This is a genomic window from Thermosipho melanesiensis BI429, from assembly GCF_000016905.1.
In the GTDB taxonomy this organism is placed as follows: Bacteria; Thermotogota; Thermotogae; order Thermotogales; family Fervidobacteriaceae; genus Thermosipho; species Thermosipho melanesiensis.
In genome coordinates this window covers 1819990-1837386 of record NC_009616.1, presented here as the reverse complement: position 1 = coordinate 1837386, position 17397 = coordinate 1819990, and the positions used below count along the sequence as shown (strand labels likewise).

Sequence of the window (17397 nt, the reverse complement as noted above, 5' to 3'; positions counted from 1 at the left end):
AATATAATTTCGGGGTGAGAATTTGAAAAAGTTTATAAATATTACATTGATTTTTGTGCTGTTTGTTATAATATTTTTCATTATTTCGCCATATATTTTCAAATATATACCGTATTCAAAAGAATCTTTACAAAAAGATATTGATTTTTTAATTAAACAATTAAAGACACATTATATTGAAGAATTTCCTCTATTTGGAGTGCAAGTGTCAAAGAAAATGAATGTTTCTGAATTTTATGTTTTTTTTGATTTCAAGATTTTCTGATCTTTCTGGTGTCTATATGTTTTTGCCTGTTTCTAATAAAATGTCCAAAGTTTTTCCGCTTGAAATAAGATATATTGATGGAAAATTTGTAGCAATAAATAGTCAATGTGAAATAGATAATTTTTCTGAGATAATTTCCATTGATAACTTTAAAATAGAGGAACTATTTAAAAAAATTAGTGGTTTTGGTATTGGAAAAGAAAAATATCAATTTTTTTCTAAATACTTTTTTCCATATTTAGGTGATATTTTAAGAAAAAAACGTTTGTGGTTCAATATAAAAATAATGGTGAGATAAAAAAATCGAATATATCATTGATTGAATATGGAGGCTTTGAAAGATTACCGTCGTTAAAGTTAAAGTATGAAGATAAGCTATTTATTAATGTTTATTCTTTTAATTTTTCAAAAAAAGATTTTTTTGTATATTTTAAGCAATTGAAGAATGTGGCAAAAAGTAATGTAAATGAAATTTTGATTGATCTGAGGTATGCATATGCGATAACAAACGACTTAAGTGGATTATACACAATACTTTCCTTCGTTATAAAGGAAAAAAAGACTATGTTTGAAAAGATAATAGTTAAATATGGTAATCAAAAGTACACATATTCTAATTTTGGATATTTAGAACCTAATAACATTAATTTTTTCGGAAAAAATGTTTATTTTATTGGAGAATCTTATGATCCTATTGGAGCATTGTTTTTTGAAAAAAATGTTTTGTACACAAGGTACAAGATATTTAAGCTTCCATGGTCTGGAATAAAAATATATATACCAACTGCAAAGTATTTTTTGGTTAAATAAAAGAAATGTTATTTTCAATATCGTAAAAGAGTTGATTTTTCTGTAAACTTTATGGTATAATTTTAAATGTACTTTCAAACTACTCCAGAAGAGGGGGGATTTTTGTGAAGAAGATTTTGGTATTTTTGATGGTAGTTTTTGCTGTAGCATTATTTGCGGCGGATCCAAACGTATTAGTGGATGCAACTATTGGTGAACCAGATACTCTTGATCCACATTTGGCATACGATACGGCAAGCGGTGAAGTCATTTATCAGGTGTATGAGAATCTTGTTCAGTACGATGGTTCAAGTCTTAACAAATTCTTACCAAGGCTTGCTGCAGAAGTTCCAAGTGTTGAAAATGGTTTAATTAGAGATGGTGGTAAAACATACGTGTTCCCAATTAGAAAAGGGGTTAAATTCCACAACGGTAATGATTTAACGCCAGAAGATGTAGAATACAGTTTTGAAAGAGGTTTGCTTTACAATCCAGCAGGTGGACCTGTGTGGATGCTCTGGTATTCAATATTTGGTGTTTGGAGTGTAGAGGAATTTGTAGAAGAAGTTTCAGGAAAATCATATGATGAGTTATTTGATGAAAATGGGAATCCACTTCCAGGTGCCGAAGAAGTATTCCAAAAAGTTTACGAGGAAGTTGACAAAGCTATTGAAGTAGATGGGGATAATGTTGTATTCCATCTTAGAAGACCATATGGGCCATTTCTAAACGTCATAGCACAAGGTGGGCATTGGGGTGCAATATTGGATAAAGAATGGTGTATCGAACAAGGACTTTGGGATGGTCAACCAACCACCTGGTGGAAATGGCACAATCAAAGGAAAGAAGATTCTCCATTGTATCAGAACGCAATGGGAACAGGTCCATACAAATTTGTTGAGTGGGATAGAGCACAACAAAAGGTTATATTAGAAGCAAATGAAAATTACTGGAAAGAACCTGCAAAGATCAAAAAAGTAGTAATTTGGGGGATTGATGAATATTCCACAAGAAAGGCTATGCTTGAAAAAGGAGATGCCGATATTGCATATATTCCAACACAATATCTTGATCAAGTAAGAGGAAATCCTGACATTGAAATTATAGAAGGACTTCCAACGCTTTCTATTACAGTATTAGCATTTAATTGGTCAATTAGAGAAGATAGTAAATATATTGGAAGCGGAAAATTAGATGGTAATGGTATTCCAGTTGATTTCTTTAACGATGTACACGCAAGAAAAGCAATAGCACATGTAATTTATTATGATGCGCTTATCAATGATGTGTTGAAAGGCTTTGGAAAAAGAATACCAACGGCGTTACCAGAAGGTTTACTTGGATTTGATCCATCATTACCACTTTATGATTTTAATTTGATTAAAGCAAGACAAGAATTAATGCAAGCATGGAATGGTGAAGCATGGAAAAAAGGATTTAAATTTTCAGTTGCATATAACTTGGGTAACGAAGCAAGACAAAGAACTGCTGAAATGGTTAAAATGTATCTTGAAATGTTAAATCCAAAGATAAAGGTTGATGTTGTTGGATTGCAATGGCCAACATTCTTAGATGCGACAAAACGTGGTGAACTTCCAATATTCATTCTTGGATGGCTTGCAGACTATCCCGACCCAGATAACTTCATATTCACGTATTACGATTCGAAAGGTGATTATAGCTCAAGACAAGGTAAAAACTTCCAAGTGTTTGTAAGTACACCGCGTCCAGAACTTGGTGGTAAGAGCTTAGATGATCTTATCGAAGAAGCAGCAGCTGAAACTGATGCTGCAAAAAGGGCGGAATTGTATGCAAAGGTACAAAAATTTGTAGTTGAAAATGCAATTAGTGTTCCACTTTATCAACCTATTGGTGTGAGGGTTCACAGAAAATGGCTCAAAGGTTGGTATCCAAACGCAATGAGACCAGGTGACGATTATTACGCATACTGGTTTGAAGGAAAAGAATAATTGATGTTTTTTGAGTTTTGCGGCCCTTTCGGGCCGCATTTTTTATTTGTATGGTATACTAATTTTGGGAGGAGGTAAAAGATGCCTTACGATGGTTTTGTAATGAGAAGATTTATCGATTATGCCAGAAAAAGGCTTATTGGTTCTTATATAAAAAATTTTTATTTTCAAAAAAATGTTATATATATTGCTTTTCAGGATGTTGATTTGAAAATTTCATTAAACCCGAGTTATTCATATATTACTTTTGAAAAGAGAAATATTTCCAATGTGGTTAAACATCATTTTGTTGATTTTTTAAGAAGTAGGGTAAAGGGTGGAAGGTTAAAAGATATAATTACTTTTGGTTTTGAAAGAACTGTGAAATTTGTTGTGGAAAAGGTTGATGAAATTGGGATAGCTCATGAATACGAAATGTATGTTGATATAATGGGAAAACATTCTAATATGATTTTAGTGGAAAACGGTGTGATTTTAGATGCATATAGACGTGTGAAAAATCGATTTAGAAATATATATCCAGGTGAAATTTTTGTATTTTATAAATCGGATAAGATTAATCCTTACAATGTTAGTAATATAAAAAATATTGAAAAACTTTATTTAGAAGTGCAAGGTTTTTCAAAAATAACAGTTAGAGAGTTAATTTATAGAATGCAATTTTTGGATTTTCATAAAGCATTAAAAAGTATTTTGAGAGACTTTGAAAAAGGTTGTTTATATGTTTTTTATCAAAATAATGTTCCTATTGAAATTTCTGCCTTCCCTCTTAATCATATAAATGCAATTAAAAAAAAGTATTGTAAGGAATTAGAGAATGCAATTAGTGATTTTTTTGGATTTGTTGAGAGAAATAATATATTAAAACAGTTAAAGAAAAATTTGGAAAATATAATAGTTAAGAATGTTGTGAAAATTGAAAATACACTTGAAAAGATAAATAGAGAATTGCAAGAAATAAAAGATTATGAGCATTATAGAAAATATGGGGAGCTTTTAAAGGCTTATTTTTATCAAATCCCCATTGGAACTAAAGAAGTTGAATTATTTGATTGGGAAAATAATGAAAATATAATTGTTCCATTGGATCCTAATAAAGATGCAATTGAGAATGCAAGTAGTTATTTTAAAAAGTATAATAAATTGAAAACAAAATTGAAAGGACTTTTAAATAGAAAAAAGTATTTGGAAAAAGAGTTGAATTATCTTTATCAATTATGGTATACGTTGGAGGAAGTAGATGACCTCAATGAAGTTGAAGATATAAAGTCTGAGATGGAAGATGTAGGAATATTAAAAGTTAGAAAACGAAGAAAAAATAACGTAAAATCAGAACCTATAAAAGTTAGTTTTAAAAATCATTCTATTTATATAGGAAAAAACAACAAACAAAATGATGAATTAGTTAGAAATAGTTCAGATGAGGATATTTGGCTTCATGTTAGTGGTATGCCAGGAGCTCATGTGATTATAAAGCATGCAGGAAGGGAAATAACAAATGATGTAATTGAATACGCAGCTTCTTTAGCTGCGGGTTATAGTAAAGGAAAGAATTCTGGAAAGGTTCTAGTTGATTATACAAAAGCAAAAAATGTAAGAAAAGTAAAGGGATTAAAACCAGGAATGGTTTTATATTATAACTATAGAACCATAATTGTAAATCCTAGGAGGATAGATGATGTTTAGAGTAATTTCAGATTTTAAGCCTTCTGGAGATCAACCAAAAGCAATAAAAAAATTAGTTGAAGGTTTAAAGAAGGGATATAAAGTTCAAACATTATTGGGAGTAACGGGAAGTGGTAAGACATTTACCATGGCAAAGATTGTTGAACAAATAAATAAGCCGACTTTAGTTATTTCCCCAAATAAAACTTTAGCTGCCCAACTTTATTCTGAATTTAAAAGTTTTTTCCCAGAAAACAAAGTTGAATTTTTTGTCAGTTATTATGACTATTATCAGCCAGAAGCTTATATACCAACTAAAGATCTATACATTGAGAAAAATGCCGATATTAACGAGATTATTTCTCGAATGAGAATTAGTGCTATAAAGTCGATACTTACTAGAAAAGATGTTATTGTTGTTGCTAGTGTCTCTGCAATATATAATTGTGGTGATCCAAATGATTTTAGCAATTTAAATTATAGAGTGGAAATTGGCCAAAAACTGAAAATAGGAGAGTTTTTAACACATCTTGCAAAAATAGGTTATGAAAGAAAAGAAGAGATAGATTCAAAGGGAACTTTTAGGTTAAAAGGAGATACCATAGAAATTTTTCCAAGTTATCAGGATGATGGGATAAAGATTGAACTTTTTGGTGATGAGGTAGATGAAATTTTTTTATTTGATCCTTTGAATAGAAGCGTAATAGAACGTTTAGATAAGGTAATTATTTATCCTACCAGAGAATTTATAACCTCTGAAGAAAAGATATTAAGAGCTGTTAAAACAATAAAAGAAGAATTAGAAGAACAGTTGGTGTATTTTAGAAAAAAAGGGAAGATTCTTGAAGCTGAACGCTTAAAACAAAGAACATTAAATGATTTAGAACTTTTAACTGCCCTTGGATATTGCACAGGAATTGAAAACTACTCAAGACATTTTGATGGTAGGGAACCTGGTGAACCTCCATACAGTCTTTTAGATTATTTTGGAAATGATTATTTAATTTTTATAGATGAATCTCATATAACAATCCCACAGCTTAGAGCTATGTATAGGGGAGATTATTCTAGAAAGAAAAATTTAGTAGAATATGGTTTTAGATTACCTTGTGCATTTGATAATAGACCGTTAAGGTTTGAAGAGTTTTGGAATAAGATTGATAAGGTTATTTTTGTTTCAGCGACACCTGGAGAGTTTGAAATAAAAAACTCGCAACAAATTGTGGAGCAAATTATCAGACCAACCGGTTTGGTTGATCCAGAGGTAGAGGTAAGACCAACTAAGAACCAAGTAGATGATCTTGTTGGGGAAATTTTAAAAGTTAGAAAAAGAAATGAAAGAGCTTTAGTAACTGTATTGACAAAAAAAACTGCGGAAAGACTTTCGGAGTATTTGGTTGAACTCGGGATTAAAGCTTTGTATCTACATTCAGAATTGGATACTATAGAGAGGGTAGAAGTTTTGAAAAAACTTAGACGTGGTGATATTGAGGTAGTGGTAGGAGTGAATTTACTTAGGGAAGGTTTAGATTTGCCAGAAGTTTCATTAGTTGCAATTTTAGATTCTGATACGGAAGGATTTTTAAGAAGTGAGACCACTTTAGTTCAGATTATAGGGCGTGTTGCAAGAAATCAAAATGGAAGGGTAATAATGTATGCTGATAGGATAACTCCAGCTATGAAACGAGCAATTGAAGAAACTAATAGAAGAAGAAAATTACAAATGAAATATAATGAAAGAAATAATATAAAACCAAAAACTATTATTAAACCACTTGATGAAGAGATATTCAAACAATTTATGGATAATGAAAATGAGTTAAAGGAAGAACTTGAAAGTATATTTATGTTAAAAGAATCGTTAACGGTGGAAGAGTATGTTGCAGTATTGGAAGAAGAAATGTACAAAGCGGCATCAGAATTAAGGTATGAAGATGCAGCACGTTTAAGGGATGAGTTATTTATGTTGAAAGAGAAGTTAAAGAGTTATAATAAATAGGCGATAAATATTTTGAACAGGTATCTTGGAGATGATAATATGAGTAAAATAGGTGATATCATATTAAAAGCAAACAATGAATTAAAAGAAAAAGCCTTATTTCCACTATTTTCTATATTTGTGGTTGATATAGTAGGAACAATTGAAAAAAGGGAATTTTTGGAAAAACTTTGTAAAAGTATTTTTAATATACTCCATTCTGTAGTTGGAGTTATTGTTTTGGAGAATGAGAAAATAGTTTATAAGTATGGCAATTTTGATAGTGAATTCATTGATTTTAGTTTAGATAAAATAATGATAAAGATTTATCACAAGGAGATAAGCAATTTTGAGGAAAATTTATTAAAATATATATTAGCTATTGCGGAAATTCATTATGACAATGTAAAGAAATTTGAAATTATGAAAGAAAATGCGTTTTTTGATGAACTTACAGGTGCATTAACAAGAAAAGCTGGGTTTGAAATGCTTTCAAAAAAGTTTCACGAGCTTAAGAGGGAAAATAAAATTGGTACACTGATATTTATTGATTTAGATGGATTAAAAAAAGTTAATGATTTGCATGGTCACTTAGAAGGAGATAAATTATTAAAGGAATTTGTGTATGTTTCAAAAGAGTTTATTAGAAAAGGTGATTTTGTAGTAAGGTTAGGCGGTGATGAATTTGTTATATTCGTTAATAGTGAACATGGAGATGCTATTGTAAGTAGAATAAAGAATCATACTAGAGCAAACTTTTCATGGGGAAGTGTAAACATTCCAGCCGGATTTAAAGATATTGTTGAAGCTATTGAAAAAGCTGATAAGAAAATGTACAAACAAAAGATTTTAAAAAAATATAAAAAACAATAACCCCCTAATTGGGGGTTATTTTATGGTTTTTTCAAGTATTTTGTATATTTTCTCAAGATTTTCGCTTAGTACTTCTAAAGAAGCATCATTTCTAATTATTATGCCCTCATCAATAATATCACTTTGAATCTCTAATATTTTTTCAATAAGTTCTTTTTTTAATCCTCTATTTTGTAATCTTTCATAAATAATTTTTTTAGAACAACTTACTGTAATTGTAAGATCAGATTTTATTCCTAATCTCCTTTTTATTGCAGCTTCTACAATGTATGTTCCTTCATCTTTAGTTCTTTCATACAAGTATTTTAGCATGTCTGGATGTAGGGTTTCTTCTAACTTTTTGAGCTCTGAAGGATTATCAAATACTATTTTGGCTATTTCTTTTCTATTTTCCGTTCCAAACAAATTTTTTATCTTGTTTATCTTTTCGTAAAATACTTTCTTACCTATTTCATCCATATTTATATATTTAAAGCCTTTGTTTTTGAAAAACGTTGAAACAGTAGTTTTCCCTGTTCCAATTTTACCTGTAACACAAATTATAAATTTCAATATATCTTCACTCCTAAATCTTCAGGAAAAATTTTGAGTTCGTTATTGGTTAAGATTCTTAAGCTTTTGTTAATTTCAAATTTTCTAGCTAAATTTTTGAGTTTTTTAGAGATATCTTTCTCATTTTCTACAATAAGAGTTATGTAGGATTCTGATTCGTAAATTTCAATTGGTTTAAATTCGTCAACTAAAAATTTAATTGTTTTATCCATTATATTTCTATCCTTTCTCCATTTTTAGTTATTTTATACTCCTCAAATCCTTTTCTTCCCATTAACGCGTAAGTTATCTTTTTTCCAAGTTCAACTCCTGGTTGGTCAAAAGGATTTACATTAAATAATTCTCCTGCAATTGTAGTTGCAAGTTCATATGTCATGAAAAATTCACCAACATGCAATTCATTAATTTGAGGAAACGTGATTTTCATAGATGGTTTTCCATGTTCTAATATAGCATTTTCCGTTCCTTTTAATTCATTGTTTAAGAGAGCTGAAAGTTTATTGCCTTGTAGATAAGATAGAGCTTCTTCGTTATTATGTACACTGGGTATTTTAATGTCTCTTTCAAATTTTTCAACTTTTAAGAAGGTAATTATTTTATCATCTGGTCCTTCATTGTATAGTTGAACCTGTGAATGTTGATCTACTGCACCTAATGCCTTGACAGGTGTCTGCCCAACTTTTATTTCATTACCTGATTTATCAAATTTTTTTCCCAAACTTTCCGCCCAAAGTTGTCTGTACCAATCGGCAAGATAATAAAGTTTATTTGAATATGCCATCATAACGGCTATGTTTCTTCCTTTATTATAGTACAAATAATGTGTTAAAGCAATCAATGCTGCAGGATTTTTCATTAACGGATTTGAGAGTTTAGAATATGCATTTTTTGCACCATCGTATAAAGATTCTATATTAATTCCAGCAGCATAAGCTGACAAAAGTCCAACAGGAGTTAAAACACTAAATCTTCCTCCAACATTTTGTGGTATTTCTAATGTTTTTATACCATCTTCATTGGCGATTTTTCTTAATACTCCTTTTTCTGGATCAGTTGTAAAAATCAAATGTTTTTTTGGATTTAGGCCATAGTTTTCTAGAATACCACGTGCTATCAAGTAGTTTGACATTGCTTCAGCAGTAGTACCAGATTTTGATATGACATTGAAAAGCGTTTTGTGAACATCTATAGTGTCGAGAATGGAAGCGACAAAATCTGGATCTACATTGTCTATTACAAATATTCTTAATTTTCCATCTCTTTCGTCTTTTGAAAGATAATTCCAGTTAAAAGGTCTTAAGGTATTTTGAAGTGCTATATTTCCCAATGCAGAGCCACCAATTCCTAAAACAACTAAATTATCAAAATCGAAAATGAAATCTTTTAAGTCCAAAACTGAATCAATCCATTTTCTGGAGAATATTATTTCTAAAAATCCAGGCTTGTTATCATCAATTTTTTTAGTAATATTTTTAATAATTTCATCGTATTTTTTTATATCGTTAATTGATATTCCATTAACAATCGCGTCACTAAATAAATTAGTGAAATCAAATTTCAACATACAACCACACTCCTTAATATGTAATAAGAGAAATAATGTTTTCTTTTGAAAGAAGCTTTCGAGGATTAAGATAAGTCAATTCTATTAAGAATGCCATAGAGACAACCTCTCCACCAGCTTTCTCGACAAGTTTTTTTAAAGCAAGTGCAGTTCCCCCAGTTGCAAGTACATCATCAAAAATTATTACTTTTTCACCTTGGGAAATTGCATCTATATGCATTTGAAGTTCTGCCTCACCATATTCCAAAGAGTATTTTTCAGATATTACTTTGTAAGGTAATTTACCGGGTTTTCTAACCGGGACAAGTCCTTTTCCCAATTTGTACGCTAGAGCTCCACCAAAGATAAAGCCTCTTGCTTCTGGTGCAACGATAGTATTGAATTCTATTTCTTTGAGTTTGTTTACTAATTGATCAATTGCAAAATTAAAAGCTTCAGGGTTTTTTAACAGTGGTGTTATGTCTCTAAATATAATCCCTTTTTCTGGAAAATCTGGGATATCTCTTATAAATTTTTTTAATTCCAATGTAGGCACCTCCATTTTTATTTTATTCCTAACCCTACTGGTATTCCCCTTTGTATTTGTCCATCTTGATTAACAACTTCGTTTTGTATTACCATTGCACCTGAGCCACCGCCATCTAACATCATTGCATAAAAATATCCCTTTGAGATCAGAAAATCAGTTGCTATATCATAGTTCATTCCACCAGTGTTATTATATCCTTCTATAACTATAAAATCAACTCTTCCCTCTTTGGTTATGGCGATTATTGTTCTAGTTGTTTTTGAAAGTGCAAGTCCATTACTATATCTTAACTTTTCCTCTGAACTATCTATTAACTTTTTACCATTTTCAATTAATAATGGACCAGCTCCAATTGCATGTTTAATTGGAAATGGAAAATCAGAATTTAATACCAAGTCAATTTTTGTTCCCGGTGTTACATTGCTTAAATACTTTTCGTATTTTTTGGAAATTGATAGAACCATAGCACCTTCTGGTGCATTTTCTATATATCCAATTGATATTATCTTATTATCTTTTATTTGATAATATACTTTTTCTTCATCTTTGGGAATCTTTAGAGAAAATTCATCTGTATACAACAATACTTCACCTTTTGCTATTGTGTTTACACCTTTGACTAAAAAGAGTAAATCACCAAGGTATATATTAATTTCTAGATTTATCCTTTTGATAAATACTTCATTAGTATAAGTTATTATAAATGTAGGTCTTAAACTATATTTATCCGATAATATTTTTCCATCTTTGATAATTAGGTCAATAGGAAGATTAGTTGATGGATCAAAATAATTAGCATTTATTCCAGCAATACAATTGTTTGCTTTTAAAATTTCCCGTAAATCTTCTCTAGTTCCTATGCCTTTTGAAGATATTACAGGGATTATTTCGACTTTTTTTGGATCGATTTTTAAGTAATTTATCAAATATTTTTCATTATTAAATTTTTCAACTTTTCTTTCCCAGATTAATCCATTCTTAATTATTCTTTTTTCTTCTTCAGTAAAATTCAAAGTAATTTTTACAATGTTTTTTTGGTACGAAATTATTGGAACGGGTTTAAGCTTGTTATTTAGCATGAAAATTAAGATCTTATTTTTTGCTTTTTGAAAATTAATATTTCCAATGATAAGTGGATCACCTAGTATAGGTTCAATTGTTATAATTAGATCCCTATTATCTATTTCTAAATTAAGTAATTCTTTTGAAATTTCACTTGAAAAGTATAAAGACAAATTATTTTCTTCTAAATTAATACTTTTCAATTCTGGTAATTTATCATAGTATATTTTTTCTTTGTCTTTTTCAAAAATTTTAAGTTTTAGATAGTTTTTCAGAAAATCTAAGTTTATATACAAAACAGAATCATCAATTTTGTAAGCATTATTGAATGTTTTTTCAAAATTTAATGTAAAATCACCGTCTTTGCCAATAAATAAGTCATTGTTAAAAACCATAAAAATCTTATCGTTTTTTACGAAACGAAAACCTAGTTGTTTTAAAATTTCTTCATTTGCCCAATTTGAATTTATATAAAAAGCTTTGTTATTAAATATAAGTGTATTAGAAAAAACAAAGAACGAAAAAATTAAAATTAAAAGAACTATCTTTTTTTTCAAAAGGTCACCTCACTTTACAATGTCAAGGATAATATTTAATTTTTTTGTTTCTTCATCACTTATTATATATGCTTCGTCAAGTAACTCAAGTGCTATTTCAGCAGCACTATTTTCAGAAATATATAACTTGACAATCGTTTCTCCTTTAGAAACTTTGTCACCTATTTTTTTGAAAAATTCTAATCCAACTGAATGATCAATATTATCTTCTTTTTTCTTACGACCGGCTCCAAGATAGTTACAAGCAATACCAACTTTTTCAGTATTTATTTTTGATATGTATCCATCATTTTTTGCTTTGAATTCTATATATTTGTTTGAAATAGGTAATACTTTTTCTGGATTTTCTATTACATTTTTATCTCCACCTTGCGCGATAACAAATTCTTTAAATTTTTCTAAAGCATTTCCATGCTTAAGTGAATCATACGCAAGTTTATGACATTTTTCATATGAATCTTTACCAGCAAGATAGCACATCCAAGCAGAAAGGGTTAAGCAAAGTTCAACAAATTTTTTGTCTCCATTTCCTTTTAATGTGTTAATTGCCTCAAGGACTTCCAGTGAATTTCCCGCAAAAGTTCCAAGAGGTTCATCCATGTTAGTCAAAACTGCTACAGCTTCTTTTTTGTGACTTTTTGCGATTTCAACCATTGCAGTTGCAAGTTCTTTAGCGGAATCAATATCTTTCATGAAAGCACCAGAACCTACCTTTACATCCAATACAAAAGCATCAGCACCTCCAGCTAATTTTTTACTCATTATACTTGAAGCTATTAAAGATACCTCGTCAACAGTTGCGGTTGCATCTCTCAAAGCGTATATTTTTTTGTCAGCAGGTGCAAGGTTTGCCGTTTGACCTACCACAGCAATTTTATATTTATTTACGTTCTTAAAAAATTCGTCTAAAGTAAGTGATGTCCTAAATCCTGGAATTGATTCTAATTTATCTATGGTACCACCGGTATGTCCTAATGCCCTTCCTGACATTTTTGCGACAGGTATACCTAGTGAAGCAACAATTGGAGCAACCACTAGTGTTGTTTTGTCTCCAACACCACCAGTAGAGTGTTTATCTACTTTTTTTCCTTCAATTTTTGATAAATTAAGCATATCACCTGATTTTGCCATGATTTCTGTTAAATTTGCTCTTTCTTCATTGTTTAAGTGTTTAAAAAATATTGCCATCAAAAAAGCAGCCATTTGGTAATCAGGTATATTTCCATCCACATATCCCATTATCATATATTCAATTTCATCTTTGGTAAGAATTTCTCCGTTTCGTTTTTTTAGTATAATATCATATGCTCTCATTTTGAATACCTCCTACTGGTAAAGTTACTATAAATTTCGTACCTACTCCTTCCTTACTTGTAAACTCAATCGTGCCATTATGTTTTTCGACTATTGTTTTTACTATCGATAATCCCAAACCAGTTCCTCCCATTTTTCTACTTCTGGCTTTATCTACTCTGTAAAACCTTTCAAATAGCTTTTTTTGAGCCTTTTCAGGAATTCCAACTCCTGTATCTTTTACAATTAATTTAACGTGATTATTATCTTTATACGCTTCTACTAGAACTTTTTTTTCACCTTTTTCTTTTAAAGATGTATATTTTACTGCGTTATCTACGAGGTTCAAAACCATTTGTGTCAATCTATCTTTATCTCCAATAAGTTCTATTTTATCTGGGGAAACAAATTCTACATCTACGTTGTAGTCTTTAGTAAGTGGTTCAATTATATTCCTAACGTGTTCTAAAATTTCGGTAAAGTTAATTTTTTCGAAAATAAATTGTGTATTTCCGGATTCTAATTTTTCTAAATCAAGTAAATCATTTATTAATCGAGTCATTCTTGCAGCTTCAGATTCAATAATTGTTAGAAATCTTCTTATTAATTCTTTATCATCTAAATTATCCTCTAGAAGTGCTTCGGCATATCCATGGATTGATGTTAATGGTGTTCTAAGCTCGTGTGAGACATTTGAAATAAATTCTTTTCTTGCATTTTCCAATATTCTTTCTTGAGTTACATCATGCAATATTATTATATATCTTTCATTATTTTGTTCTAATGTGACGGGTACAATTTTTAATTCATAGTATTTTTTTTCACCGTTAACAAAGAGGTTAATTTCGCCAGATGTTATTTCTTTTTTATTTTGAGCTTCTTCAAACATTTGGTTTACATAGTAATCTTCAAATACTTCATATAATTTTCTACCTTCAACGCCGGGTCTAGTTATATTACGTGCTTCCATATTTGCAAAAGTTATTGTTCCATCTTTTTTGGAAATTATTATAGGATCTACAATGTTGTTTAATATTGTTAAATGATTCTTTAGTGAAAGCTCTAATTCATATATGTTTTCTTCTAAACTAACTATTTTTTTTCTAATCTTTTCTGAAACATAAAGAGGAGGAGAATTTGGATCCTCCCCCAAAGATTCTTTTATTTTTTTTAGTGAAAGATTTAAGATATTACAATTTTTCTTTAATTTTCTAAAAGTGTTTAATATAGTTATATTTATTGCGATTAATACGGCAATAACAAGAAACAAATATACCATCTATTATTCTTCCTTTCCAGGATCTCTAAATTTGTATCCTTTTCCCCTTACTGTTACAATGTATTTTGGATTTGAGGGGTCTTCTTCTATTTTTGTCCTTAATCTTCTAATATGAACATCAACAGTTCTAGTATCTCCAAAATAATCGTATCCCCATAGTTTATCTAAAAGAACATTCCTTGAAAAAACTTTACCTTCGTTTTCTGCTAAAAATCTTAAAAGATCAAATTCCAAAGGAGTTAAATTTACTTTTTTACCTTTTATTTTCACTTCGTATTTGTCAACATCAATTTCAAGGTCTTTTGCTACTATTTTTTTTGGTTTTTCTTCTTTTGTTTGTGTTGATAGTTGCATTCTTCTAAAGACTGCTTTAATTCTAGCGAGTAATTCCCTAATACTGAATGGTTTTGTAATATAATCATCTGCTCCTAATTCTAAGCCTAATACTTTATCAAATTCTTCACCTTTTGCACTTAAAAAGATTACAGGTGTTAATTTATGTTGTTCTAAGCTTCTAATGTGTCTTACAAATTCAAATCCGTCTATTCCTGGTAACATAATATCTACTAAAAACATATCAACATCTTTGTCTTTTAATTCTTCAAGAGCTTTTTCAGCATCTTCAACGGGAATGACATCATACCCCTCTTTCTCTAAGGTAAAACTTATTAATTCAAGAATTTCCGGTTGATCATCAATAACCATGATTTTCCTTTTACCCATAAAAGGCCCTCCTCTCAGATTCAAATGTTAACTGATATTTTCTTGAAACATTATAACATATTTTTTAACAAAATGGAAATACTTGTACATAATTTTGGAACAAAATGTTGTTATAATTAGGTTAAGATTTAATAAAGGAGGTGGGATAATGTATTACCTTCTAATCCCGGTTTTGGGAATTTTTTTGGCTTTAGTGAATTTTTATTTGGTAACAAAAAAATCTGAGGGGACGGAGAAGATGAAGGAAATTTCCCTTGCAATAAGGGAAGGTGCTGATGCGTTTATTGCCCACGAATACACTGTGGTGTTTAAAATTTCCATTCCCATTGCTATAATCTTGGGGATTATAACTGCATGGTATGTTTCTATTGCGTTTTTAATAGGAGCGTTGATGAGTTCTTTAGCGGGATTTATTGGTATGAAAATAGCAACAAGGGCAAATGTAAGGGTTTCAAATATTGCAAGAGAAACTAAAAATTTGGGTAAAACTTTAAAATTGGCTTTTCAAGGTGGGTCTGTGATGGGACTTTCTGTTGCATCATTTGCACTGTTAGGTTTGGGAATAGTATTTTTACTTTTTTCATATCAACTTGATAAAGAGAATTTGGTTATTGTGAAGAATTATTTAGGAATAAATTTTATTCCTTTTGCAATGACAGTTTCAGGTTATTCTTTAGGGTGTTCTATAATTGCAATGTTTGATAGAGTTGGTGGGGGCGTATATACAAAAGCAGCTGATATGGCGGCTGACTTAGTAGGTAAAACGGAATTAAAATTACCAGAAGACGATCCACGAAATCCTGCAACTATTGCAGATAACGTAGGAGATAATGTTGGGGATGTTGCAGGATTAGGAGCAGATTTACTCGAAAGTTATGTTGGCTCTATATTATCGGCGATTGTACTAGCTTCATATTTTTTTGCACTTTCTGGTCATGTATATTACGAAACTGCTAGAAAACTTATCATTTACCCGTTTTTATATACAACTATTGGATTGATTGGAAGCATTGTTGGAATTTATTTTGTAATATTAAAAAAAGGGTCAGGAAATCCTCATAAAGAACTAAATAGCGCTTTATTTGTTTCTGCAATTTTAAGTTTGTTTGGTAATTTCTTGTTAACAAACTACTATCTTTCTAATGTTGAAAATTTAGAGGTTTTTGGTTTTAGATTTGGAAAGTTTTCTCCATATTTTTCTTCAATTCTAGGTGTGTTTGTAGGTATAATTATTGGTTTATTAGCAGAATATTATACTTCAGATGACTTTAGACCAACAAGGGAGTTGAGTTATAAGTCAAAGCAAGGCTCTGCTATTGTTATTTCTGGTGGTCTAGCACTTGGGATGAAGAGTGTATTTTTGCCTTCTTTATTCTTATTTTTGGCAATTTTATTGTCAAATTATTTTTCCGGATTATTCGGAGTTGCAATGGCTTCAATTGGGATGTTATCTTTTGTTGCTACTTCGGTTTCTGTTGATTCTTATGGGCCTATTGCGGATAATGCAGGTGGAATTAGTGAAATGGCAAATTTAGAAGAAGGTGTGAGAAAGATTACCGATAGACTTGATATGGTTGGTAACACAACCGCTGCGATTGGTAAAGGCTTTGCTATAGGTTCAGCGGCTTTGGCTGCTCTCTCCTTATTTGCATCCTATGTGTTTTCTCAAACTTCACCTGGAATGCAATTTAATAATATTTTTGATATTTTAAATTTAAACATAATAAATGCAAGAACTTTGTCGGGTGCTATTGTAGGAGCCGCTTTACCATTTATGTTTAGTGGAATATTAATTGAATCAGTTGTAAAAAGTGCCGGATTAATGGTTGATGAAATTAGAAGACAAGTGAAGGATAAACCGGGAATTTTGGATGGCAGTGCAAAACCCGATTATCAAACTTGTGTTAAAATAAGTGCAGCAGGTGCAATAAAACAGATGAGTAAGCCCATATTTATTGCAGTATTAACGCCTATTATTTCAGGTTTTATACTTGGTACGGAATTTGTTGGAGGGATTTTAGTTGGTACAACATTAAGTGGTATTATGTTAGCGTTATTTACTGCAAATGCTGGCGGTGCCTGGGATAATGCAAAGAAGCACTTGGAGCAGGGAAAAATAGATGGTGTGGGAAAAGGTTCAAAAGAGCATGATTCGCTAGTAATTGGAGATACCGTGGGTGATCCGTTAAAAGACACAGTAGGACCAAGTTTGGATATTTTGATAAAAATAATGTCTGTAATTTCACTAATATTAGCACCGTTATTTATGAAGTTTCATCTTTTTTAATGGAGGATAGG

The 17397-nt window shown here is 30.4% G+C and carries 16 protein-coding genes; 8 read left to right on the top strand and 8 right to left on the bottom strand.

Annotation, left to right across the window (positions count from 1 at the left end):
- Window positions 1-22: 22 nt before the first annotated feature.
- The 7 genes from TMEL_RS09460 to TMEL_RS09430 all read left to right on the top strand — a co-directional run bounded on the left by TMEL_RS09460 (window position 23) and on the right by TMEL_RS09430 (window position 7540).
- Window positions 23-265, top strand: coding sequence for a hypothetical protein (locus TMEL_RS09460; protein ID WP_012058045.1), 243 nt, complete (start codon window positions 23-25; stop codon window positions 263-265).
- Window positions 237-563 (top strand): hypothetical protein, encoded by a 327-nt coding sequence (locus TMEL_RS09455; RefSeq protein ID WP_041426127.1) that lies wholly within the window; start codon window positions 237-239, stop codon window positions 561-563. The genes TMEL_RS09460 and TMEL_RS09455 overlap by 29 nt, the downstream gene beginning before the upstream one ends.
- 17 nt (window positions 564-580) lie before the next feature.
- The gene (locus TMEL_RS09450) at window positions 581-1075 is read left to right on the top strand and encodes a hypothetical protein (protein WP_012058043.1); all 495 of its coding nucleotides are present in this window, start codon (window positions 581-583) and stop codon (window positions 1073-1075) included.
- A 104-nt stretch (window positions 1076-1179) separates the two neighbouring features.
- Window positions 1180-3024, top strand: coding sequence for an ABC transporter substrate-binding protein (locus TMEL_RS09445; RefSeq protein WP_012058042.1), 1845 nt, complete (start codon window positions 1180-1182; stop codon window positions 3022-3024).
- Between the two features lie 81 nt (window positions 3025-3105).
- Window positions 3106-4710 carry an Rqc2 family fibronectin-binding protein gene (locus tag TMEL_RS09440; protein ID WP_012058041.1) on the top strand — a complete coding sequence of 535 codons (1605 nt, stop codon included), beginning with the start codon at window positions 3106-3108 and terminating at the stop codon, window positions 4708-4710.
- Window positions 4703-6688 carry an excinuclease ABC subunit UvrB gene (uvrB, locus tag TMEL_RS09435; protein ID WP_041426125.1) on the top strand — a complete coding sequence of 662 codons (1986 nt, stop codon included), beginning with the start codon at window positions 4703-4705 and terminating at the stop codon, window positions 6686-6688. Before TMEL_RS09440 ends, uvrB begins: the two co-directional genes overlap by 8 nt.
- Window positions 6689-6700: 12 nt before the next feature.
- Window positions 6701-7540, top strand: coding sequence for a GGDEF domain-containing protein (locus tag TMEL_RS09430; protein WP_238375215.1), 840 nt, complete (start codon window positions 6701-6703; stop codon window positions 7538-7540).
- A gap of 15 nt (window positions 7541-7555) precedes the next feature.
- Here the strand turns inward: TMEL_RS09430 and coaE are convergent, their stop codons facing one another.
- The 8 genes from coaE to TMEL_RS09390 are packed head-to-tail and all read right to left on the bottom strand — an operon-like array spanning window position 7556 to window position 15099.
- On the bottom strand, window positions 7556-8092 hold the full coding sequence (gene coaE, locus TMEL_RS09425; RefSeq protein WP_012058038.1) for a dephospho-CoA kinase: 537 nt from the start codon (window positions 8090-8092) through the stop codon (window positions 7556-7558).
- Entirely contained in the window at window positions 8089-8304 is a 216-nt protein-coding gene (locus TMEL_RS09420) for a hypothetical protein (RefSeq protein WP_012058037.1), read from the bottom strand. Before TMEL_RS09420 ends, coaE begins: the two co-directional genes overlap by 4 nt.
- Complete coding sequence (locus tag TMEL_RS09415) at window positions 8304-9656, bottom strand: glucose-6-phosphate isomerase (RefSeq protein ID WP_012058036.1); 1353 nt, start codon at window positions 9654-9656, stop codon at window positions 8304-8306. Before TMEL_RS09415 ends, TMEL_RS09420 begins: the two co-directional genes overlap by 1 nt.
- 13 nt (window positions 9657-9669) lie before the next feature.
- Window positions 9670-10182, bottom strand: a complete 513-nt coding sequence (locus TMEL_RS09410) for an adenine phosphoribosyltransferase (protein WP_041426124.1) — start codon at window positions 10180-10182, stop codon at window positions 9670-9672.
- Window positions 10183-10199: 17 nt separating this feature from the next.
- Window positions 10200-11804 carry a phosphodiester glycosidase family protein gene (locus TMEL_RS09405; protein WP_012058034.1) on the bottom strand — a complete coding sequence of 535 codons (1605 nt, stop codon included), beginning with the start codon at window positions 11802-11804 and terminating at the stop codon, window positions 10200-10202.
- A gap of 9 nt (window positions 11805-11813) precedes the next feature.
- Window positions 11814-13118, bottom strand: coding sequence for a pyrimidine-nucleoside phosphorylase (locus tag TMEL_RS09400; protein WP_012058033.1), 1305 nt, complete (start codon window positions 13116-13118; stop codon window positions 11814-11816).
- The gene (locus TMEL_RS09395; RefSeq protein ID WP_012058032.1) at window positions 13105-14376 is read right to left on the bottom strand and encodes a sensor histidine kinase; all 1272 of its coding nucleotides are present in this window, start codon (window positions 14374-14376) and stop codon (window positions 13105-13107) included. The genes TMEL_RS09400 and TMEL_RS09395 overlap by 14 nt, the downstream gene beginning before the upstream one ends.
- A gap of 3 nt (window positions 14377-14379) precedes the next feature.
- On the bottom strand, window positions 14380-15099 hold the full coding sequence (locus tag TMEL_RS09390) for a response regulator transcription factor (RefSeq protein WP_012058031.1): 720 nt from the start codon (window positions 15097-15099) through the stop codon (window positions 14380-14382).
- A 148-nt stretch (window positions 15100-15247) separates the two neighbouring features.
- Between TMEL_RS09390 and TMEL_RS09385 the strand changes: the two genes are divergently transcribed.
- Window positions 15248-17386: a sodium-translocating pyrophosphatase gene (locus TMEL_RS09385; protein ID WP_012058030.1), complete on the top strand. Its 2139-nt coding sequence runs from the start codon at window positions 15248-15250 to the stop codon at window positions 17384-17386.
- The last annotated feature ends 11 nt before the right edge of the window (window positions 17387-17397 follow it).